We start from the raw sequence: 22,248 nt of genomic DNA on the forward strand, positions 1-22,248 counted from the left end.
TCCTCTGGGTTGTGTCGGGCGGCTCAGCACCCCCCGACACAACCTTCGATCGTTCTTAGCCGTTGATCTCGGCTTCGGTCCAGTACCCGCTGTCCACGAGGACCTCGGTGATGTTGTCCTTGACAACGATCGCCGACTCCAGCAGATACGACGGGACGACCTTCACGCCGTTGTCGTAGTCCGTCGTGTTGTTGACCTCAGGAGTCTCGCCGTTCAGCAGCGCGACCGCCATGTCGACCGCGACCTGCGCGAGCAGGCGGGTGTCCTTGAAGATCGTGGAGTACTGCTCACCGCGGTTGATCGCCTTGACCGAGTCGAGCTCGGCATCCTGACCCGAGATGATCGGCCACTCGGGCCCGACTGAGTACCCGGCGTCCGTGAGGGCCGAGATGATGCCGCGCGAGATGCCGTCGTAGGGCGAGAGCACCGCGTTGACCTGCGAGCCGTCCGAGTAGTACGCCGTCAGGATGTCCTCCATCCGGCTCTGGGCGGTTTCGCCGTCCCACCGCAGCGTCGCCGCCTGCTCGAACTCCGTCTGGCCCGACTTCACGACGAGCGTGCCGTCATCGAAGTAGTCCTGCAGCGTGTCGATCGCGCCGTTCCAGAAGAAGTACGCGTTGTTGTCGTCGGGCGAACCGGCGAACAGCTCGATGTTGAACGGGCCGGCAGGTGCTCCCTCGATCGGGGTGCCGTCGAGTTCGGTCAGTCCGAGGCCGTTCAGGATCGACGTGGCCTGCTGGACGCCGACCTGGTAGTTGTCGAACGACGCGTAGTAGTCGACGTTCTCGGTGTCACGGATGAGGCGGTCGTAGGCGATGACGGGGATACCAGCATCTGCCGCCTCTTGGAGGACGCTCGTGAGAGTCGTGCCATCGATCGAGGCGATGATGAGCGCCTCGGCGCCCTTGGTGATCATGTTCTCGATCTGCGAGACCTGCGTCGGGATGTCGTCCTCGGCGTACTGCAGGTCGACGGTGAACCCCTGCTCCTCCAGCTCCGACTTGACGGCGTCACCATCCTGAATCCAGCGTTCCGAGCTCTTGGTGGGCATCGCGACGCCGACGAGGCCGCCGTCTCCGCCGCCGTCGGTCGATCCGCCGCCACCGGAGCCGGAGCATCCGGAGAGCAGCAGGGCACCGGCGGCGAGCGTTGCCGCTCCGGCGAGCAGAATCTTCTTGCTCTTCACAGTGATTTCCTTTCTGAAGGACATCGTTGTCTTGGTGTGTGTGTTCAGTTGTGGGGCATTCAGGTATTCAGTTGTGGCTGAGCCCCGACCCGAGGGTGTGGGCGTCAGGGACCGAGGTCGCGCGCCGTCGCGCGCGGTCGTGCAGCGCGACCGCGACGGCGTCGTCGATTGCGAGGGCCTCGACCGGACCGGTTGCAGAGACGAGAACCGCGTGACGCGCGGCGACTTCCAGCGAAGAGGCTCGGCGTAGCGCCTCGCGCAGATCCGATCCGACGGCAAAGACGCCGACGGCGCGCACCAGAGCGACTGCCCGTCCGGACGAGAGTTCGCTCACAACCGCCTCGCCGATGGCTGCGGGATCTGCCAGGTCCGGGGCGATCACCGGCACCGCCCCACCGAAGTCCTCGGCGGCGGCGGTGGTGAGGCACGGCAGCGTCTCGGCGCGGGCAGCCCAGGCCAGGGCGAAGGGTGAGTCGGTGTGAACGATCGCGTTGGCGGTGGGAACGTCCCGATAGATGCGGGAGTGGACGGGGGCATCCGCTGATGGCAGTCGGTCGCTGCCGAGCACTTCGGGCAACGCCGCACCGTCCAGATCGCAAACGACCATGCGCTCGGGCGAGATCTTGTCGAGGAATGCACCGGCGGGAGCGATCACGAACAGTTCCGCGGCGCCGATGCGCGCCGAGACGTTTCCGCGGGGGCAAGCGACGAGCCCGCGCTGCTCCAGTTCGGCCTGTCGGTGCGCGACATCGGCCCGGGTGCGGGCGATCGCGACCTCGGCCTTCACGCCGGCGGCGTATCCGTCGGCGGTGCCCGCTGCTTCCTTGGGCGGCATGGGTGAACTCCTTCGTTCCGATCAGTGTCGATCGGTGTGACAGTCCATGTGACCGGTCACATTGCGAAACTATAGCCTCGCGTCAGTCCCGGGTGTCAAGCACGAAAGGTCTCGGATTGATAACGCACCCGCGAGAGCAGATGGTCACGACCGCGACGGTCTCAGAGCCGGCCGAGGGCTCCCGTCGAGGCGCGCGGGATGAGCGTGGGGGCGATCGTGCCGGGAGCATCCGCGGCAGCCGAGGTGGTCGCAGCGTCCAGCAGGAGGGAGACACAGCGTCGACCGAGCTCTGCGAAATCCTGACGAACGGTCGTCAGTGGCGGCCAGAAGTGGGCGGCTTCGGGGATGTCGTCGAACCCGACGATGCTGATGTCTCGCGGTACCGAAAGCCCCTCGTCCCGAACAGCGTGGAGTAGTCCGAGCGCCATCTGGTCGTTCGAGGCGAAGACGGCGGTGAAGTCCCGAACCCGCAGGAGCTCACGCCCCGCGTGATAGCCGAACTCCGCCGTCCAGTCGCCGAGGATCGGCGCCGTCATGGGAAGGTCGTGGGCGTCCATCTCGTCCAGGAAACCGCGCATGCGAGCCTCGGCTTCGATCCAGTCCTGGGGGCCCGCGATGTGGTAGATCTGCCGGTGTCCCAGCTCGATCAGGTGCCGCGTCGCCATCCGTGCACCCGCGATCTGGTCGACGGAGAGCGTGTGCTCGGGACCGAGAACCGCCGACTGCAGCGTCACATAGGGAACGTCGATGCGCTGCGACGCGAGAGCGCGGAAGACGCGTACCTGCGGCGCGATGACGACCAGCCCCTCGATGGATTGCGCCGTCAGATGGGCGATCCCCGCGGTGATCGATTCCGGGTCGGCAGCATCGATGTTGGCGGTGGAGACCCAGTAGCCGCGTTCGCGCGCCGCCGATTCGATCGCCGCAATGCTCGAGGCCGGGCCGTACTGCGTGGACGACGCGGCGAGGATGCCGATCGTCTGGGAGCGACTGGTGACGAGCATCCTCGCCGCGCGATTAGGCGTGTATCGCAGTTCGCTCATGACCTGCAGGACGCGTTCGCGAGTCTCGGGGCGGATGCTGGGATGGTCGTTGAGAACGCGCGACACCGTCTGGTGAGAGACTCCGGCCATCCGCGCAACATCGCGGATGCTCGGCGGTCGTCCGCCGGTACCCTCGCTCATCGCACGCCTCCCGGGTGAGCACGGTCACATCCCTGTGTGCGTGTTCTCCGCGCCTCTTGTGTCATGTTAGCGGTCGCCGTATGTGACAGTCACATTGGTCCGCGGGCGTCGCGGAGAGTGTCGGACGCGCCTGTCACATTTGTCACATTGCCCGCGACGCATGCACCGGTCCGCGAGTGCCCCGACCCCGACCGGTACGCTGAGCCGATGGCGGACTTCCTGCGGCACCTGCCGCTCAGCGGACGCCCCCGCGAGGACGAGGGCGTCGTCTCGAGCGATCGTCGACGGGAACTGGACGCCCTCATCGAGAACGTGACCTCGCTGATCGGCGACAGACCCCTGTGGACGGACTTCGCCGCGCAGGCGGGGCTGTCCCGCGAGTGGCAGGTCGCCGGCGGGGATGTCGCAGCGTTCCGAGCTGCTCTGCGTGCACGTCGCCGCGGCATTCGCGTTGTGGCGCGAGCGCTCGCTGCCGCATTGCGCACCGCGAAAGAACTCGGTCAAGACCTCTCCGTCGACCCGATGACCTCCGGTGCCGTGGCACTCTACGCGCAGGCCGTGGGTCCCTTCGAACGTCGAGCAGTCGTGGCCGGACGAACCGTACGCGCCACGGACGCCGACTGGGCCTTCGGCACCGGACCGGTCGTGGAGGGCACGTCCCTCCAGATCGCGGGGTTCCTCCTCGGGATCACGGACGATCCGCCGACGCCGCCGCGGAACGCGCGATCCGACAAGCCGGCAGCCGGTCGCGAATAGGCTGTCGTGGTGACCACCGCCGTCGAGAGCCCCGCGCGCCCGACGGTCTACGATCGCCTAAGGGCGCGCGTTGCCACCTCCCCTCGGCTACAGATCGCGGTCCCTGCCGTCGTGACCGCTGTCGCCGGCATCCTGCGCTTCTGGAACCTCGGGCATCCACACGAGCTCGTCTTCGACGAGACCTACTACGTCAAGGATGCCTGGACGCAGTGGAACCTCGGATACCCGGCGACCTGGCCTGATGACGCCGACAGCCGGTTCGCCAGCGGCGAGACCGACATCTTCCTCGAGGACGGCAGCTACGTCGTCCACCCGCCGCTCGGGAAGCTCCTGATCGGCGCGGGCATGGCGTTGTTCGGCGCCGACTCTTCCGTCGGATGGCGCTTCGCGACGGCGCTGTTCGGAACCGTCGCGGTCCTGCTGCTCTACCTGGTGGCCCTCACCCTCACGCGCTCGATCGGTGTCGCGACGGCGGCATCCGGCCTCATGGCGATCGACGGACTCGCGATCGTGCTCAGCCGCGTTGCCCTGCTGGACACGTTCGTCATGTTCTTCACGCTGCTCGCGTTCTGGTTCGTGCTCCTGGACAGGCGATGGCTCCGAGAACGCGAGTGGGCCCGCAGAGGGGTACCGGCGACGGATGCGACAGACGGCGGGCCCGCGCCGGTGCGACGCTGGGGGCCGGTGTTCTGGGCGCGACCGTGGGTGGTCGCGGCCGGCCTCGCGGCGGGTGCGGCGACCGCCGTGAAGTGGTCGGGCCTCTACGTCCTCGCCGGCATCGGGATCTATCTCGTCATCACCGACGCCCTGGAACGGCGTCGACGTGCCATCGAGTTCTGGCCCGCAGACGCCGTCGCGCGCCAGGGACCGGTGACCTTCCTGCTGCTCGTTCCCCCCGCCTTCCTCGTTTATCTGGTCTCCTGGACGGGGTGGCTGGTCACCGACGGGGGCTACGACCGGCATGCGGTCGACGCCGGCTCGGCCACCGGCCTCTGGTCGTGGGTGCCGCTGCCGCTGCAGAGCCTGTGGGCGTACCACCAGTCGATGTACGGCTTCCACGTCAATCTGTCGGCAAGCCACAGCTACGCGAGCCCCGCGTGGCAGTGGCCCCTCCTGGCCCGTCCGACCTCGATGTTCTATCACAGCGACCCGCTCGGAGAGGCGGGGTGCACTGCCGCCGCCGGGTGCGTGCAGAACATCTACTCGATGCCGAACCCGCTCGTCTGGTACGCGGCCGTCGCCGCATGCGTCTACCTCGCCATCCGATTCGTTCGTCGACGCGATCCGGCCTCGGGCTTCGTGCTGACCGGGATCGCGGTCACCTGGGTTCCATGGCTGCTGTACCCGGAGCGAACCGTGTTCCAGTTCTACACGGTCGTGATGCTGCCGTTCCTGCTGCTGGCGCTCGCGCTGGCGCTGCGCGATCTGGCGCATCCGGAGGGCGCGACACATGCGAGACGGGTGACCGGGCAGCGGGTCGTCGCTGTCTTCCTCATCGTCGCGGTCGTGCTCGCTGCCTTCTGGTACCCGATCCTCACGGCGACCAGCGTGCCCTACGACTTCTGGCGCCTGCACAACTGGTCGCCGACCTGGATCTGAGTGGCCCGCACGGGGTCAGCACACCCCGTGCGGCGGCCGGCCTCGTCCGTCAGTTGACCTCATCCGGGTGCGCCGATACACGACCCGAGCCGTCGCCGGGGTCGAGGGCGTCGATCGCGGCGATCTCGGCATCCGTCAGCGCGAAGTCGAAGACATCGATGTTCTCGGCGAGGCGCTCACGCCGCACCGACTTGGGGAAGACGATGTTCCCCTTGTCGAGGTGCCACCGCAGCACGACCTGCGCGGGTGTCTTGCCGTGCGCCGCCGCCGCATCGGCGACCGCGGCAGTGCCGAACAGGTCGTACTTCCCCTGACCGAGCGGCCCCCAGGCCTCGATGCGGATGCCGTGCGCCTGCGCCCACTCCACGACCTCGCGCTGCTGATACGCGGGGTGCAGCTCGATCTGATCGACGACGGGTGCCACCCCGGTCTCCGCGACGATGCGCTCGAGATGCGGGACGAGGAAGTTCGAGACGCCGATGCTGCGGGTCAGGCCCTCGTCGCGCAGTTCGATCAAGCGCTGCCAGGCGTGCAGATAGTTGTCGCGGGCGGGGGTCGGCCAATGCACCAGGTACAGGTCGACCGTATCCAGACCGAGCTTGTCGAGGCTCTCTCGGAGCGCGGCCCGGGGCTCATCGCCGTCGTGGCGGTCGTTCCAGAGCTTCGTGGTGATGAACAGCTCCTGGCGGGCAATCCCGCTCTCCGCGATGGCCGCGCCGACACCCTCCTCGTTCCCGTAGATCGCCGCGGTATCGATGTGCCGGTAGCCGAGCTCGAACGCCTCCAGCACGGCGCGTCGGGTGTCATCGGCGGGCACCTTGAAGACGCCGTAGCCCAACTGAGGGATGCGGTTGTCGTCGAGCAGCGGCAGGGAGGGGATCGTCATGTGTCCAGCCTAGGTGGATGCCTACAGCGCTGGCTCAGGGCGGCGACTTAGGCTTGGGGCATGAATCGACCGGCTCGCCGCGCCCACGGGGGGCGCCGGGGCGCGTGGGGTCTCGGTGCCTAGCCGGCTCCCCGCCGCGGCGCCCGTTCTGGCCGGCTTCAGCTACGTGCGCCCACTCGGGGCCGGCGGCTTCGCCGACGTGTTCCTCTACGAGCAGGACATGCCCCGCCGCGCGGTCGCCGTCAAGGTTCTGCTCGAAGACATCGTCGACGAGGCGCTGCTGCGGATGTTCGCGGCTGAGGCCGACGCCATGGCGCACCTGTCCGCGCACCCGTCGATCCTCACGATCTACCAGGCCAGCGTCTCGCCGGACGGGCGACCGTACATCGTGATGGAGTACTGCCCCGCCTCGTTCGCCGCCCGCTATCGGCGCGAGACGATCCCCGTGGACGAAGTGCTGCGAACCGGCGTGAAGGTCGCATCCGCGCTCGAGTCGGCTCACCGGGCAGGGCTGCTCCACCGCGACATCAAGCCCTCCAACATCCTGCTGACCACCTACGGGATGCCGGTGCTCTCGGACTTCGGGATCGCGGCATCGGTATCGGCCCGCGAAGGCGTCGAGGTCTTCGCGATGAGCGTGCCGTGGAGCGCTCCGGAGATCATCGACGAGCGCACGAGCGGCTCCGTTGCCGCCGAGGTGTGGAGCCTCGGCGCCACCGTGTACTCCCTCCTGGCCGGTCGCAGTCCCTTCGAACGCCCGTCGCACAGCGAGAACACACGAGACCACCTGAAATCACGCATCCGTCGTGCCGCCTACACCCCGATCGATCGCCCGGATCTTCCTCCCGGGCTCGAGGAGGTGCTGCGCCGCGCGCTCGCGAAGAATCCCGCCGATCGCTTCGCGACGGCCGCGGAGTTCGCCCATGCCCTGCAACTGGTGCAGTACGAAGGCAACATGCCGGTCACTCCCCTCGAACTGGCCGAGGCGGCACCGCTGCCCGAGCGGGAGCCTTCCGATGCCCCGGCTTTCGTGCGTCCGCGGGTGCCGCACGAGTCCGCGCGGCGACGGCAGGCCCGCAGCCGCCCAGTGACGGAGCGCGCGCCGAGCGACGATCTTCCCGAAACGGTCGCGCGACGGCGACCCGTCTGGCTGTGGCCCGCGGTCGCGGGCGGAGCGATCGTCGTCGCGGGCATCGCGGCGGTCGTCGTCGGGAGCGTGATCTGACATGGCGCGCGGGCGCGAGGGACGGCAACGCTCCGCCGTGCCGCGCTGGGTCCTCGGCAGCGCGCTCGGCCTGACCGCCGCGCTCGTCGCGGGCCTGGCCGTCGCGTGGCCCGGCTACGACGCGCAGCAGACACCCCTCGATGATGGGACGATCTGGGCTCTGCAACGCTCGGGCGGCGGTCACTACGCTCGCGTCAACGCGGAGATCCGCGAGCTCGATACGGTCAAGCAGCTCACCCAGCCCACCACTCTCGCGCAGACGACCGACGCAGTCTGGGCCTTCGCCGCCTCCGGGACCAAGGTCGCCGCGGTCGATCCCGCCACTCCTGCGGACCTGGACACCGCCGGCGCGGACGCGTTCGCCGCCACCCCCTCGGGAACCCGGGACGTCGTCACACACGGCGAGTCGGTGGCCTATCTCACCGAAGCGGGCGAGGTCTTCGTCGGGCAGCTCTCGCGACCGGGCGCGGCGCGCCTGGACACCGGCGACGAGGACGAGCCGTTCCCTGCCGACGCGATCAGCCTCGGAGGAGCCGGAACGCTCGCGGCGTTCTCCGCCGACGCCGGTCAGGTGCTGCGTGCCGACCCGGTGAGCGGGCGCATCCTCGGGGTCGATGCCGTGCCCGAGCCGCCGGGCGAGGGCGCCTCGATGACACTCGTGGGCCAGACCTGGGTGCTGCTGGATGCCGAAACCGGGCGACTGTGGATCCGGGGCCTGTCCGCTCCCGTCGAGACGACGCTGCTTCAGGACGCGCGACTGGCGGCGCCGGCCGATGCCGGGGATGAGGTGTTCGTCGCCGACTCGCAGGGGCTTGTCGCCGTGACGCTGTCGGACGGCTCCCCGCGGCAGGTCACGGGCGGTGTCGAGGTGCGCGGGGTACCTGCTGCACCGCACCCGCTCGGCGAGGACGTGTTCGCCGCATGGCTTCCCCCCGCCGGCGGCGGGACGCTGTGGTCCTTGACGGCGGGTGAGTCAGCCCTCGAGTATGCGGGCGCCGAGGTGGGCGCCGATCCGCTCCCGGAGTTCTTCGGGAACGGCCGCCGCCTCATCCTGAACGAGACCCAATCGGGCTGGGTGTGGACGATCCCCGACGGCGACCTCGTGCCCTCCTCCCAGGCGTGGCAGATCGACGAGCAGATCAGCGCGGCGCAGTCCGATGACGCGGTGGCACCCGAGGTCCTCGAACCCAAGCCGCCGGTCGCCGAGGACGACACGTTCGGGGTGAGAGCCGGACGCGCTGTCGCGCTTCCGGTGCTTCTGAACGATCACGATCCGAACGAGGACGTGCTCAGCGTGATCCCCGCCTCCGTGTCGGCGTCGGCATTCGGGCAGCCGGCGACGACGGATGCCGACCAGCTGCTGACCTTCGATGTTCCGGCGGATGCCTCGGGGAGCGCAACGTTCCAGTACCGCATCACCGACGGCACCGCGGTGGATGGGCTCACGTCCGCGCCAGCCACCGTCACGATCACCGTCGTGCCTGAGAGCCAGAACGGCGCCCCGGAGTGGTGCGGTGCCCCGCGGTGCCTCGCGCAGTGGCCGGAACCGACCACGACGCCCGGCGGAACGATCAGCTTCCCCATCCTCGACGCCTTCGTCGACCCGGATGGCGACGCACTCTACGTGTCGGCAGCGTCCGTGGACGCGGGCCCGGGTTCGGTCACGGTCGATCCCGCCGGCGTACTGACGTACCAGCATCCGGATGCCAACGCTGACGTGGCGACGACAGCATCGGTCACCGTGACCGTCTCCGACAGCCGAGGTGCGCAGACGCGCCGGGCCCTCACGATCACTGTGGCGCCCGCGCCGCGACTCGAGGCCGATTCGTTCGCAGTCACCGCGGTCGCCGGCCGCCCGGTCACCGTCGAACTGCGCGACCGCGTCCGCGGCGGCTCGGGATCCCCGCTTCTGACGGCGGTGAGCGCGGGCGACGACGAGTCCGGGATCGGTATCAATTCCGGTGCGCTCTCGTTCTCGTACACCGCAGAGTCCCCGGGATCGACGGTGCTGCAGTACACGGTCCGCGACGGCGAGACCGAACAGACGGCAACCGTGCGCGTCACGGCGATCGCGCGCGAGGACGCCGAGCTCTCGGCGCCGCCGCTGGTGGCGTTCGTGCGTCCGAACGAGGACACGACCGTCGACGTGCTCGACGCCGTCTCGAACCCCGCCCACCTCGTCCTGCTGGTCAGCGATGTCCGCCCCCAAGCGACCGCGGGCGCCTCTCTCAGCGTGGATCCGGTCGGACAGAGCACGATCCGAGCCAGCGGCACGACGGCGGACGGCTCCCCCGGCGAGATCGGCGTCGTCCGCTACACGATCTCCGACGGAACCGAGAACCCCGCGACCGCGGTGACGGGTCAGCTCACGGTCATCCTGCTCCCGGCAGCGACCGCCGATCCCCCGATCGCGGTCGCCGATACCGCGACCGTGCGCGCCGGGGGGCAGATCGACATCCCGGTGCTGCGAAACGACTCGGCTCCGACCGGGGGGCTGCTGGCGATCGACCCCTCCCGCGTCGTCAACGAGACGGATGCCGGCCTGGCCTTCGCGACCAGCCGCACGCTGCGCTATCTGGCGCCCGACAGCCCCGGCGTGTACAGCGTGAGCTATACCGCGTACCGGGTGGGGTACCCGGAACTGACGGACAGCGCGCGGGTCACCATCACGGTCCTCGGCGACGAGACCAACACCGCTCCTGCGCCCGCCACGCTCGAAGGACGCGCGCTCAGCGGAAGGTCGACGACGATCACCTTCGATCCGTTCGGGATAGACCCCGACGGCGACAGCGTCTCCCTGGACGCCGTCGTCGAACAGCCCGTGGGAACCGACGGCACACCCGCCGGCACTGCGAGCGTGTCAGCCGACGGCACGAGCCTCATCTACACCGCGCCGCCGTCCTGGAGCGGGCAGGCCTCGTTCACATATCGGGTCCGCGACGGACGCGGCGCCACGGCGACCGGACTCGCCCTCGTCGGCGTTCGCGACGCACAGTCCGACCCGCGCCCGGTGACCTTCTCGGACTATGTCCAGCTCGAAGGCGGGCAGGGGTCGAGCCGCGAAACCACCATCACCCCGCTGGAGAACGACGTCGACCCGTCCGGCGCGGAGCTCACCCTCACCGAGGTGCGTCCGAACGCCCAACCCGGGACGGCGGAATACGACGACCTGGAGTCGCTCCTGGTGGGCGTGTCTGTTGACGAGGGGACTGTCACCGTGCGGTCGGGGGACGTCCTGGGAACATTCTCGTTCGTCTACACGGTGACCAACCCCGCCGGCGACACCGCGATGGGCCTGATCGTGCTGAAGATCGTGCGCAATCCCGTGCCCGACTATCCGGAAGTGCGCGACACCGTGCTCACCGCTGAGACGATCGACGGCTTCGATGAGGGCATCGACGTGCTGACGGGCAAGGTCACCTGGGCGGGCGGCGACCCGGACTCGCTGGAGCTCGACCTGTGGCGCGAGACGCCGAACGCGACAGTGAGCGGTCGACGGATCGCGGGCACGGCGCAGCCCGAGGCGATGGTGATCGCGTTCCAGGTCACGGGCGCGGCGGCCGATGGGTCCTCCGTCACCTCCTACGGGTTCTTGCGTGTTCCCGGTGAGTCGGACCTGCGTCCCACGCTGCGCACGGGGACGGGCGCGTTCTCCGTCGGCGAGAACGATGCAGTCGACGTCGACCTCTCCGCGATCATCGCTGTTCCGCGCGGCAGCGAACTGGAGCTCTCCTCGAGTGCAACGCCGGGGGGCGCCCGGGCCGGAGCGTCGTGCGAGCGGGAGGGCTCGACGACGCTGCGCTACACGGCGGGGGCGGGAGCCCCCTGGAGCGACACCTGCACCATTCAGGCCCGACTGGTGGGCGCAGAGGACTGGACGGTGCTCACGGTCAGGTTCCTCATCGAGGCGGAGGCGCCGCAACCGATCCTCGCGGCAGCATCCCGCACGTTGAGTCCCGGCCAATCAGCGGTCTACGACCTGCGACAGCTGACCTCGTGGACCGGCACGCCCGACTGGGCATCACTGGTCTACGCGGTCGAGGCGCCGGGGGACCAGTTCCAGGTGTCGCTGACCGGGTCGAGTCTCGAGGTCATCGGAGCCGACAACGCGAACCCGGGGCGCGCCGAGGTCGTCACCGTGCGGCTCCTCAGCCATCCGGATGCCGAAACGGCGGCGCTCACCCTCGTGGTGGGGCCCGCGCCCTCAACCCTCCCCAAGGCGGGAACCGTCACACAACAGTGCTCCCAGGCCGCCGGCTCGACGTCGTGCGACATCCCCGTCATCGGCATCGCCGGCGAGGTGAACCCGCTTCCCGGCACGCCGCTGCGCCTGGTGTCGGTGACCAGCCCCGCCAACTGCACCGACGTGACCTTCTCGGTGGCCTCGGCATCCGCGGTGCGCGCGACGTGGGCATCCGATGCGCCGGGCGCCTCGGATTGCACGGGCACCTTCGAGGTCACCGACGCGCAGGGCCGTCTCTCCACGGGCGAGCGGACGGGAACGGTCGTCTTGGACCTCCGGGGCCTGCCGGCGGACCCGGCGACGATCGAGTGGACCGCCTTCGACGCCTCCAGCGTGACGCTGCGCGTCACCGGCGGTGGCGGGTCCTACCCGGCGGTCGAGTCCTTCCGCGTCAGCGGTGGCGGCCAGGAAGTGACGTGCGGTGCGGACGGGCTGTGCCCGCCGATCACCGCCGAACCGGGAACGAAGGTCCGCTACCAGGCGTGGGCCGTCAACAGCGTCGGAGAGTCCCGCACGCCCACGAACGCTGTCACCGCCTGGCCCTACGTCGCGCCGGAGGCCCCGACGAGCGTCTCAGCCACACCCGTGCCGACGACCGACGGCACCGGTCACGTCGCGGCGATCACCGTCAGCGGATTCGACTCGACCACCGGCTCGGTCCGAGTAACCAGCCCCGTCACCGGCGCCTCCGAAACGCTCGGCGTCCCGCAGGGCGGCGGCGAGGTCGTTTTCCCGAACTTCGTCGTGGGGGCCAACCGGGAGACGACGCTCACCGTGACTCCCCTGTCTCGTTTCGACTACCCGCCGATTGCCTCGGGAACGACCGAGGGCTCGTCAACGTCCGTCGTCGCCTACGGCATCGGAGCTCCCCGGTTGCAGCTGCGCCTCGAGCCGTCCGATGACGGCAGCGGGGAGGTCCGAGCTATCGCGAGCGTCACCGCGAACGGCGTCGGGACCGAGCTGTGGGTCGGGATCACCACCGGTGCCGCCTGCACGGTCGAGTTCGTCGGGAACGTGACCGGCGGGACGGTCGACGAACTCCTCGCCGGCACCGTCTGGGAGGACACGTCGGCGCGCGCGTGCGCGGAGTACCGCGTCGGAGCCACCTCGTTCGGCGTCGCCACGGCCGGCCCGGTCACGGCGCAACCGACGGAACCGATCCCGCCGCCCTCCGGGACCGCGACCTACACGATCGCCTCGGGACCGACCGTGTCGGGTCAGACTGCCAGCTGGTCGCAGGTGACCGGTCCCTCGTTGGAGCATCCGCGCTACGAGACGCGGTTCGGTTCCTCGCGCACGACCGACTTCGCGAGCCTCTTCCGCACCGGCGATGACCCGGGGACGATCGAGGCGTGGTGGTGCGTCGGCGACGTCTGCTCCGCCGACAGCACGACGATCACTCCGACCGGCGCCGCCTACACGACACAGGTCGTCTTTCCGACCACCTGCGACGACGCTGGCGAACCGTCCGCGACGATGGTGGATGCCGCGCCTGCCGACTACAGCATCGCCACGGCGGGCACACCGGACGCCGGCGGGACCGAGACGTCGTGGGAGATCACCGTCTCGTTCTCGGGTCGACTGAGCGGCCTGGACGCCTACACCCATACGGGCCTTGTCTGCCCCACCCCCACACCGTGATCCGCGAGAGGACCCCATGACCGTCACAGCAGACCAGGTGACCAGATTTCACGACACGTTCCGCGTTCTCGTCGAGAACGTCGAGCAGGTCGTGCTCGGCAAGCGCCACGTCATCGAGCTGGCGTTCACCGCGATGATCTCGCAGGGCCACCTTCTGCTCGAGGACTACCCGGGGACGGGGAAGACCTCGCTCGCCCGGGCAATGGGCCACAGCGTCGACGGCGTGAGCTCGCGCATCCAGTTCACCCCCGACCTGCTCCCGGGGGACGTGACCGGCATCACCGTCTACGACCAGAAGCGGGGCGAGTTCGAGTTCCACCGCGGACCGGTGTTCGCCAACATCGTGCTGGCCGATGAGATCAACCGCGCCAGCCCGAAGACGCAGTCCGCTCTCCTGGAGGTCATGGAGGAGGGCCACGTCACCATCGACGGTGTGACCCGGCCCGTCGGGCAGCCCTTCCTCGTCGTGGCTACGCAGAACCCCATCGAGCAGGCCGGGACCTACCGTCTTCCCGAAGCGCAGCTCGATCGGTTCCTCATCAAGGCCACCCTGGGCTACCCCGATCACGCCGCGACCCTGCGCATCCTCGAAGGAACGGCGGCCGAGCGCGTCGAGCTCTCGCCGGTGGTCTCGCTCGACGGCATCCGAGGAATGGCCCTCCTTGCCCGTGAGGTCTACGTCAGCCCACTCGTCCTGGACTACATCGCACGGATCGTGGACGCCACGCGCGCCGCTGTCGAGGTGCGCCTCGGCGTCAGCGTTCGTGGCGCCATCGCGCTCACCCGCGCCGCAAAGACGTGGGCGATCGCGCACGGTCGGGGTTTCGTGACGCCCGACGATGTGAAGGCCCTCGCCGAGGCCGTGCTCGCGCACCGGCTCGTGCTCGACCCGGAGGCCGAGTTCGACGGTGTCACGGCGCGCGCGGTGATCGGCCAGGTGCTGCTGGATGTCGCGCCGCCGACACAGCGCGAGGCGACATGACCGGATCCCCCTCGACCCTGACGCGCGAGGCGACCTCGACGCAGGCGAGCGGTCGCACGCGCATGACGCAGACGCGCGGCACGACGGTCATCGCGATGCGTGGAGTCAGCGTCTGGCACCGCATCAGCCAACGGATGGTCCAGGCATGGCACCGGGTGCGGGGTGTCGTCCGTCCGGGCGGGTGGCTCGCACTCATCGCCGCCACGGTGGGCCTTGGCGTCGGCATCCGTTTCGGGATCGCGGAGCTGGTGGCAGCGGGCGTGCTCGCAGGGGTACTGCTGCTGCTGGCGCTCCCCTTCCTCCTGCGCGCACGACCGTACGAGGTCGATTTCGAGCTCGCGCACGACCGGGTGGTGGCCGGATCGAGCGCGCGCGCACGCATCACCGTGCGCAACGACGCCGTCGCCGTCGCCTTGCCGGGCACCGTCGATATTCCCGTGGGCGCGGGTCTCATCGACATCGCGGTGCCGCTGCTGCGACGAGGAACCTCCCACGAGGAGGCCATCGAGATCCCCGCGCCCCGCCGCGGGGTCGTCACGATCGGGCCGATCAGCTCGGTGCGCGGCGACCCCCTCGGGCTTCTGCGGCGAGAGGCGACGTGGGCCCAGACGCACACTCTCTACATCCACCCGCGCACGACGTCGATCCCGCCGACCTCGGCGGGATTCATCCGTGACCTCGACGGTCGCCCCTCCCCCGTTCTGGTGGACGCGGATATCTCGTTCCACGCGATCCGTGAATACGTGCCCGGGGACGCGCAGCGGCACGTGCACTGGAAATCAACGGCGAAGACCGGCACCCTCATGGTGCGCCAATACGAACAGTCGAGGCGATCGCGGATGGTGATCGCGATCGACACGGACCACCACAGCTTCCGCGACGACGAGGAGTTCGAACTCGCCGTGAGCGTGGCCGCCTCGCTGGGGATCCGCGGCGTGCGCGACGGGCGCAATGTCCAGGTCGTCGTCGGGGAGGAGATACCCGAGTTCGCACGAAGCCGCGTGCGCTCGATCCGCGACCTTCCCACCATGACCGAGCGCATCCTCATGGACGCGCTGGCGGGTATCGAGAGCCACGATGCCGTCAACCCGCTCGCCGAGGTCGCGGCGCTCGCCGTGGAGGCGCACAGCGACGTGTCGCTCGCCTTTCTCGTGGGCGGTTCCACCATGACGGCGGCAGCGTTGCAACGTGCTGCGCTGGCGTTTCCGCCTCATGTCGGGGTGGCCGCGGTGATCTGCGACCTCGAGGGCGAGCCTCGGCTGCGCCGACTCGGCGAGGCAACGGTGATCTCCATCGGCGTGCTCGACGACCTGCGCCAGATCCTGCTGCGGGGAGCGCAGTCGTGAACTCGGCGACCGGGAGGCGCATCCGACAGACCCGGCGAACGCGACTGACCCTGGGGACGGCGGCGTTCATGGCGACCGCCGCAGGGATCGGGGCGGTGGGAATGTGGCCGATCTACGAGGACGAGTGGTTCGTCGTCATGGCCACCTCCGCCATCATCCTGTCGATCGCCGCGGGCCTGCTGGCGCTTGTGCGCTCCTGGGCGTGGTGGCGCACGGCCGTCCTCTTCGGCGTCATCTTCGTGGTCGCGGGGATACCGCTCGCGGTTCCGGCGGTCCTGACCGATTCGAGCCAACTCCTGTCCGCACTCGTCGCTGTCGTCAGCGCGCCGATCACGGGGCCGAACAACCTGCTGACGCTGGAACTTCCGCTGGGCACCTATCAGGCAACCCTCGCTCCGGCGTTCCTCGTCCTCGTCGTGGCGCCTGGTACGGCGCTCGTCCTCGGTGCCGGGAGCGCACGATGGTGGGGTGCCGCAGCCCCGGTCGCCCTGACTCCGGCGGCGTTCGGGATCGTGTTCGGGGCGACGAGCGCAACGAGCGGCAGTGCCGGGCTCCTTTCGGCAGCGGGCGTGCGAGAAGCCGCGATCGGAATCGCTGCCTGCGCGACCCTCCTCCTCTGGTTCCTGTGGCGCGCAGCGACAGTGCGCCGTCTGGCATTGCGAGACGCCGGCGGCGTCCGGCAGCGTCCCGCTCGCCGCGCGGCGATCGGCCGGGCCGGGATGGCGACCGGGATGCTCGCGGTGGGTGTCGTCGTCGCGATCGCTCTCACGCCGATGCTCACAGCCGCGCATCCTCGGACCGTTCCCCGCTCGGTGACCGAACCGGTGATCCGGATCGCGCAGGAGCCGAGCCCCCTCTCGACGTATCGGGCGATGTTCGGTGCGCAGACCTATGACGAGGTGCTCTTCCGCATCACGGCGACCGGAGCCGACCGCGTGCGGCTGGCGACCCTGAGCTTCTATGACGGCCAGATGGCGCGGGTGACCGACCCGGGGACGGGACTGGCCGACCAATCCACCGCGTACATCCGGGTGCCGTCGGCTCGGATGCCGGTCCTCGGCGACAGTGTGCGTGCCGACGTGGTGATCGACGCGTACGCGGGCATCTGGGTGCCGACGGTCGGTACGGTCAGGGCGATCGCGTTCGAGGGCCCCGACCGTGCCTCGCTGGCCGACGGGTTCTTCTACGACGCCGCCGCGGGATCCGGGATCAACACCAGCCCCGCGTATGGCGCAGGCACCGCGTACACGATCCTTGCGAGCCCCGACGCATCGAGCGCCACGCGGATGGAGCTGAGCGCCGCGACACCGCCGCGCTCTGCGCCGACCCTGGACGAGACCGTCGTCCCGGCGAGCCTGACGCAGTGGATCCGTCTTCAGGAAGCCGGGGGTTCCGGCGCAGGACTCGAGGAACTCATCACCCGTCTTCGCGAGCGCGGATACCTCAGTCACGCCCTCGAGACCCCGCCGGCGGATGCCGCGTGGGTGACCGATCTGGGTGACTACACGTTCGCGCCCAGTCGCGCGGGGCACTCGACCGACCGCATCGACAGTCTCTTCACCGCGCTGGTGGAGCGGCAGACGCAGCAGCCGGGAGCGACGGATGCCGAACTCGTGGCGGCGGCAGGAGATGACGAGCAGTTCGCCGTCGCGGCGGCGATGATCGCCGACCAGCTGGGATTCCCGTCCCGGATCGTGCTCGGCGCGCGTCTGCGAGACGCGGATGCCGCAGCCGGTGCCGTCGCGCCGCCGTGCGAGGACGGGGAGTGCCGCGGGCGCAACATCACGGCGTGGGTCGAGGTGCAGGACGTCTCCGGCGCCTGGATTCCCGTGGATGTCACGCCGCAGCACGAGATTCCGATGGACGCGGTCATCGACCAGCGCCGCGACCCCGAGAACGCGACGGACGTCGAGAGCGAACGGGCCGAGGTCGTACAGCCGCCGGATGCCGACCCAGCCGACGCGGATCCGCGTACAACCGACGAGGAGGAGACGGGTCTAGACCTGTCGGTGTTGGTGGCCGCGATTCGGCTCGCCGGCGGCATCCTGCTCGTGCTGGGCGTCCTGCTCGGTCCCCTCGCTGCGATCGTCGCCGTGAAGGCCTGGCGGCGCCGGCGCGGGCGCCGCGCACCTGCCCCGGCCGACCGTATCGCCGGCGGCTGGGACGAGTGGGTGGACGCGACGATCGACCGCGGCGCATCCATTCCCGCCGCACACACGCGGACCGAGATCGTCGAGGCAGCGGGTGGATCACAGGATGCCCATACGCTGGCGACGCTCGCCGATCGTGCGAGTTTCGCATCCGATTCGCCCCGGGACGAGGACGCTGCACAGTTCTGGCTCCTCGTGGACCGGGAACGGGAACGACTCGGCGGGCTCGGGTCGCGAAGGGACCGCCTACGCGCCGCGCTTTCGCTGCGCTCCCTGCGACGCGGACGGCGATCCCGGCGTGGTCGGCGCGCGTAGCGGATACGATCGAAGGCTATGCCCACGTCCGAGCCGGTCATCCTCTACCCGCCGGAACTGCCCGTCAGCGCGGCCCGGGACGAAATCGCTCGCGCCATCGGCGAGAACCAGGTCGTGATCGTCGCCGGGGCGACCGGATCCGGAAAGACGACACAGCTCCCGAAGATCTGCCTCGAACTCGGCCGCACCCGGATCGCGCACACGCAGCCCCGGCGCATCGCGGCCCGCTCGATCGCGGAGCGCATTGCGCACGAGCTGGAGGTTCCGCTGGGCTCGACGGTCGGCTACCGCGTCCGGTTCACGGATGCCGTCAGCGACGACACCCGGATCACTCTGATGACCGATGGCATTCTCCTCAACGAGATCCACCGCGACCGGTTGCTGCGCCGCTACGACACGATCATCATCGACGAAGCGCACGAGCGGTCCCTGAACATCGACTTCCTCCTCGGCTACCTGCGCCGGATCCTCCCGAAGCGCCCCGACCTGAAGGTCGTCGTCACGTCGGCCACGATCGACCCCGAGAGTTTCGCCCGGCACTTCTCCCCGAGGCCGGCGGACCCCGATGCGGCGGCCCCCATCGTCGAGGTCTCGGGTCGCACGTACCCGGTCGAGATCCGCTACCGCCCCCACGATGAGAACGCCGAGGACGACATCGACGGGCTCGTGGCCGCGCTGCGCGAGCTCGACAGGGAGGAGCGGGGCGACGTGCTCGTCTTCCTCCCGGGAGAGTCCGAGATCAAGGACGCGATGGATGCCGTCCGCGGCATGTATGCGAACGATCCTGCTCCGACCGAAGTGCTACCGCTCTACGGGCGTCTGAGCGCCGCCGAGCAGCATCGGGTGTTCGAGCCCTCCCGCACCGCCGGCGTGCGCAGGCGCGTCATCCTCGCGACCAACGTCGCCGAGACCAGCCTCACGGTTCCGGGAATCCGCTACGTGATCGACACGGGAACCGCGCGGATCTCCCGCTACTCGGCCCGCTCGAAGATCCAGCGGCTCCCGATCGAGGCGATCTCGCAGGCCTCGGCGCAGCAACGCTCGGGACGCGCGGGCCGAACCGCGCCCGGTATTGCGATCCGCCTCTACAGTGAGGAGGACTTCGCGGGGCGTCCCGAGTTCACCGAACCCGAGGTGCTGCGCACCAACCTCGCGGCCGTCGTTCTGCAGATGATGGCGCTCGGCATCGGGGATGTCGCCGCGTTCCCGTTCCTCACCCCGCCGGACTCCCGCGGTGTCAAGGCCGCGATGGAACTGCTTCTCGAGTTGGGCGCCGTCAGCGAGTCCCGGCTCACGAAGGTCGGACGTGAACTCGCGCGGCTTCCGATAGATCCGCGACTGGCGCGAATGCTCGTCGAGGCCCGCAAGCGCGACGTGCTCCCCAGCGTGCTTCCGATCGTCGCGGGCCTGTCGATCCAAGACGTCCGAGAACGTCCCGAGGATCAGCGCGAGCAGGCGGACCGCCTCCACGCCCGTTTCACCGACCCGACCAGCGATTTCCTCTCCCTCCTCGGGGTGTGGAACTACCTGCAGGAGAAGCAGGCCGAGCTCGGGTCGAGTGCGTTCCGGCGCCTGTGCCGGGCGGAGCACCTCAACTATGTGCGCGTTCGCGAATGGGTCGACGTGCACCGTCAGCTCGCCGAGCTCATGGGGGTGCGACGCGCGAAAGCCCGGGTCGATGCCGACCCTGACGCCGTCCATCGCGCCATCCTGTCGGGTCTGCTCTCCCAGATCGGCATCCTCGACGAGCGCGCGACAGCCGCAACGCGCGGTGCCACCTCCGGTGCCCGGCGCAGGCCCTCCGCGGAATACCGGGGGGCCCGTGGCGCCCGCTTCGCGATCTTCCCCGGTTCGGGACTGCGCAAGAAGAGCCCGGATGCGGTGATGGCCGCCGAGCTCGTCGAGACATCGCGTCTGTTCGCTCGGACGGTGGCCGCTATCGATCCGGAGTGGGCCGAGGATCTCGCCGGCGATCTTGCGCATCGTCAGCTCGGTGAGCCGCACTGGTCACGATCTGCCGGGGCGGCGTCGGCGTACGAGAAGGTGACCCTGTTCGGGGTGGAGATCGTCCGGAAGCGACGCGTTCAGCTCGCGCGCTTCGATCGTCCCCTCGCGCGTGAACTGTTCATCAGGCACGCGCTCGTCGACGGTGAGTGGGAGGTGGGCGCGCTCGACAAGCGGCTCACGGCCTTCGACCGTCGCAACGCCGACCTGCGGCGCCGGCTCGAGAAGCTCGAAGAACGCGAGCGGCGCCGCGACATCCTCGCCGGGGACGAAGCGGTGTTCGCGTTCTACGACGCACGGATCCCCCGCGAGGTGTTCGACGTGCGCTCCTTCGAGACGTGGTGGCAAGAGGCGTCCGGGCGCTCGCCGCGGCTGCTCGACATGTCGGAAGCCGACCTGCTCGATGGCGGGCGAAGCGCCACCGGCGACGAGTATCCGTCCCGATGGACTCAGGGCGATCAGGTGATCTCCCTGGCATACCGGTTCGAACCGGGCGCCCCCGACGACGGCGTCAACGCGGTCGTTCCCCTTGCGCTGCTGGCGGGCCTGCGTGACACCGGATTCGACTGGCAGGTGCCGGGCATGAGAGACGAACTCATCGCCGCGCTGATCCGCGCACTTCCCAAGTCGGTGCGACGACATGTCGTCCCGGCTGCCGACTGGGCCGCGAAGCTGTCCGCGGACCTTGCCGGAGAGGGCCCGGAAGACCACGCGGGACTCCCCCGCACGACGCTGCGCGAAGCCCTGGCCGCCCGTATCCAGCGGGTCGCGCACCAACCGGTCACCGCAGCCGACTTCGACCTCGACCGCGTGCCACCCCACCTCGGGATCGTCTTCCGCGTGGTCGACCAGCGCGGCCGTGCTCTCGGCAGCGGCCGCGACCTCACCGAACTGCAGCAGCGCCTCGCGGGGGAGGCCCGCGGTGCCGTCGCCTCGTCGCTGACGAAACCGGCTCGCGCCCCGATGGCGGCCGCTCGGCCGCAGGCGCCGGGAGCATCGGACACCTTCCGCGAAAGCGACGGCCTGACGGATTGGAGCATCGGCGACCTCCCCGAAGTCGTCGACACCCGCGTGGCCGGCGGCGTGGTCCGCGGCTACCCGGCTCTCATCGACGAGCGCGACAGCGTCGCGGTGCGGATCGAAGCCACCCCGGATGCCGCCGCCGAGGCGACCCGACACGGAGTGCGGCGACTCCTGCTGCTGACCGTTCCCTCACCGGCCGGGTACGTGCTGGACCACCTGACCTCGGCCGAGAAGCTCGCGCTGGCCGCGTCGCCCTATCCCTCGGCTCGTGCGCTGGTCGAGGATTGTCGAGTCGCCGTCGCCGACACCGTCCTCGACCGTATCGGCGGCTCCCTTCGCAGCCGCGCCGCCTTCGACGCGGCGCGCGATGCGTTCTCGGCCGAGATCACCGACTCGCTGTTCGCCGCCGTGTCGCTGGTGGCCCGCATCCTCACCGCCCAGCGCGAGGTGGAACGCGCCATGAAGCAGCTGAATGCCATGACGCTCCTGGCGGCCGTGACGGATCTGCGGGCGCAACTGTCAGGACTCGTGTTCCCGAGATTTGTGCGCGCCGTCGGTCTGTCACGACTCGCGCACTATCCGCGCTACCTGTCCGCCGCCGCGGCCCGGGTCGCGGGGCTGACCGAGAACCCGGGGCGTGACCGCCAGCGACTCACCGAGTTCGAGCGAGCGGCGGCCGCGTACCGCGACGCGGGAGGGACGGTCCCGCCCGCCCCGGATGCCTCCCCGGCACTGCGGACGGTGCGGTGGTTGCTCGAGGAGTACCGCGTGAGTCTGTTCGCTCAGCAACTGGGCACTGCCGAACCCGTGTCGCTGCAACGGATCACGAAGGCACTCCGGTGAGTCCGTCACGCAGTGACACACGGCGCGCGG

12 protein-coding genes are annotated in these 22,248 nt (G+C 69.7%); 8 read left to right on the top strand and 4 right to left on the bottom strand.

The genetic code is table 11. The annotated features are described in order from the left end of the window. Positions 1-55: 55 nt before the first annotated feature. The 3 genes from chvE to ACSGC5_RS14190 all read right to left on the bottom strand — a co-directional run bounded on the left by chvE (position 56) and on the right by ACSGC5_RS14190 (position 3,205). On the bottom strand, positions 56-1,186 hold the full coding sequence (chvE, locus tag ACSGC5_RS14180; protein ID WP_434971251.1) for a multiple monosaccharide ABC transporter substrate-binding protein: 1,131 nt from the start codon (positions 1,184-1,186) through the stop codon (positions 56-58). A gap of 67 nt (positions 1,187-1,253) precedes the next feature. Then, positions 1,254-2,021 carry a class II aldolase/adducin family protein gene (locus ACSGC5_RS14185; protein WP_434971252.1) on the bottom strand — a complete coding sequence of 256 codons (768 nt, stop codon included), beginning with the start codon at positions 2,019-2,021 and terminating at the stop codon, positions 1,254-1,256. Positions 2,022-2,182: 161 nt separating this feature from the next. After that, on the bottom strand, positions 2,183-3,205 hold the full coding sequence (locus tag ACSGC5_RS14190; protein WP_434971253.1) for a LacI family DNA-binding transcriptional regulator: 1,023 nt from the start codon (positions 3,203-3,205) through the stop codon (positions 2,183-2,185). Between the two features lie 207 nt (positions 3,206-3,412). Between ACSGC5_RS14190 and ACSGC5_RS14195 the strand changes: the two genes are divergently transcribed. Further along, positions 3,413-3,961: a hypothetical protein gene (locus ACSGC5_RS14195; protein ID WP_434971254.1), complete on the top strand. Its 549-nt coding sequence runs from the start codon at positions 3,413-3,415 to the stop codon at positions 3,959-3,961. Positions 3,962-3,970: 9 nt separating this feature from the next. Next, positions 3,971-5,560 carry a dolichyl-phosphate-mannose--protein mannosyltransferase gene (locus ACSGC5_RS14200; RefSeq protein WP_434971255.1) on the top strand — a complete coding sequence of 530 codons (1,590 nt, stop codon included), beginning with the start codon at positions 3,971-3,973 and terminating at the stop codon, positions 5,558-5,560. 49 nt (positions 5,561-5,609) lie between these two features. Here ACSGC5_RS14200 and ACSGC5_RS14205 read toward each other — a convergent pair whose 3' ends face one another. Beyond that, the gene (locus tag ACSGC5_RS14205; RefSeq protein WP_434971256.1) at positions 5,610-6,446 is read right to left on the bottom strand and encodes an aldo/keto reductase; all 837 of its coding nucleotides are present in this window, start codon (positions 6,444-6,446) and stop codon (positions 5,610-5,612) included. 115 nt (positions 6,447-6,561) lie between these two features. On the opposite strand from ACSGC5_RS14205, the gene ACSGC5_RS14210 reads away from it, so the two are divergent. The 6 genes from ACSGC5_RS14210 to hrpA all read left to right on the top strand — a co-directional run bounded on the left by ACSGC5_RS14210 (position 6,562) and on the right by hrpA (position 22,218). Beyond that, entirely contained in the window at positions 6,562-7,671 is a 1,110-nt protein-coding gene (locus ACSGC5_RS14210) for a serine/threonine-protein kinase (protein ID WP_434971257.1), read from the top strand. 37 nt (positions 7,672-7,708) lie between these two features. Beyond that, entirely contained in the window at positions 7,709-13,555 is a 5,847-nt protein-coding gene (locus tag ACSGC5_RS14215; RefSeq protein ID WP_434971258.1) for an Ig-like domain-containing protein, read from the top strand. Positions 13,556-13,571: 16 nt separating this feature from the next. Next, positions 13,572-14,537: an AAA family ATPase gene (locus ACSGC5_RS14220; RefSeq protein WP_434971259.1), complete on the top strand. Its 966-nt coding sequence runs from the start codon at positions 13,572-13,574 to the stop codon at positions 14,535-14,537. Continuing rightward, positions 14,534-15,883: a DUF58 domain-containing protein gene (locus ACSGC5_RS14225; protein WP_434971260.1), complete on the top strand. Its 1,350-nt coding sequence runs from the start codon at positions 14,534-14,536 to the stop codon at positions 15,881-15,883. Before ACSGC5_RS14220 ends, ACSGC5_RS14225 begins: the two co-directional genes overlap by 4 nt. Positions 15,884-15,951: 68 nt before the next feature. Continuing rightward, positions 15,952-18,348: a transglutaminase domain-containing protein gene (locus ACSGC5_RS14230; RefSeq protein WP_434971261.1), complete on the top strand. Its 2,397-nt coding sequence runs from the start codon at positions 15,952-15,954 to the stop codon at positions 18,346-18,348. Between the two features lie 18 nt (positions 18,349-18,366). Beyond that, positions 18,367-22,218 (top strand): ATP-dependent RNA helicase HrpA, encoded by a 3,852-nt coding sequence (gene hrpA, locus ACSGC5_RS14235; RefSeq protein ID WP_434971262.1) that lies wholly within the window; start codon positions 18,367-18,369, stop codon positions 22,216-22,218. The last annotated feature ends 30 nt before the right edge of the window (positions 22,219-22,248 follow it).

The organism is Microbacterium sp. bgisy207 (genome assembly GCF_965345035.1).
Lineage (GTDB): Bacteria > Actinomycetota > Actinomycetes > Actinomycetales > Microbacteriaceae > Microbacterium.

Coding starts and splice junctions, on each gene's coding strand:
- ACSGC5_RS14185 (WP_434971252.1), bottom strand. CDS start 2,021: ATGCCGCCCAAGGAAGCAGCGGGCACCGCCGACGGATACGCCGCCGGC.
- ACSGC5_RS14190 (WP_434971253.1), bottom strand. CDS start 3,205: ATGAGCGAGGGTACCGGCGGACGACCGCCGAGCATCCGCGATGTTGCG.
- ACSGC5_RS14195 (WP_434971254.1), top strand. CDS start 3,413: ATGGCGGACTTCCTGCGGCACCTGCCGCTCAGCGGACGCCCCCGCGAG.
- ACSGC5_RS14205 (WP_434971256.1), bottom strand. CDS start 6,446: ATGACGATCCCCTCCCTGCCGCTGCTCGACGACAACCGCATCCCTCAG.
- ACSGC5_RS14220 (WP_434971259.1), top strand. CDS start 13,572: ATGACCGTCACAGCAGACCAGGTGACCAGATTTCACGACACGTTCCGC.
- ACSGC5_RS14225 (WP_434971260.1), top strand. CDS start 14,534: ATGACCGGATCCCCCTCGACCCTGACGCGCGAGGCGACCTCGACGCAG.
- ACSGC5_RS14230 (WP_434971261.1), top strand. CDS start 15,952: ATGGCGACCGCCGCAGGGATCGGGGCGGTGGGAATGTGGCCGATCTAC.
- hrpA (WP_434971262.1), top strand. CDS start 18,367: ATGCCCACGTCCGAGCCGGTCATCCTCTACCCGCCGGAACTGCCCGTC.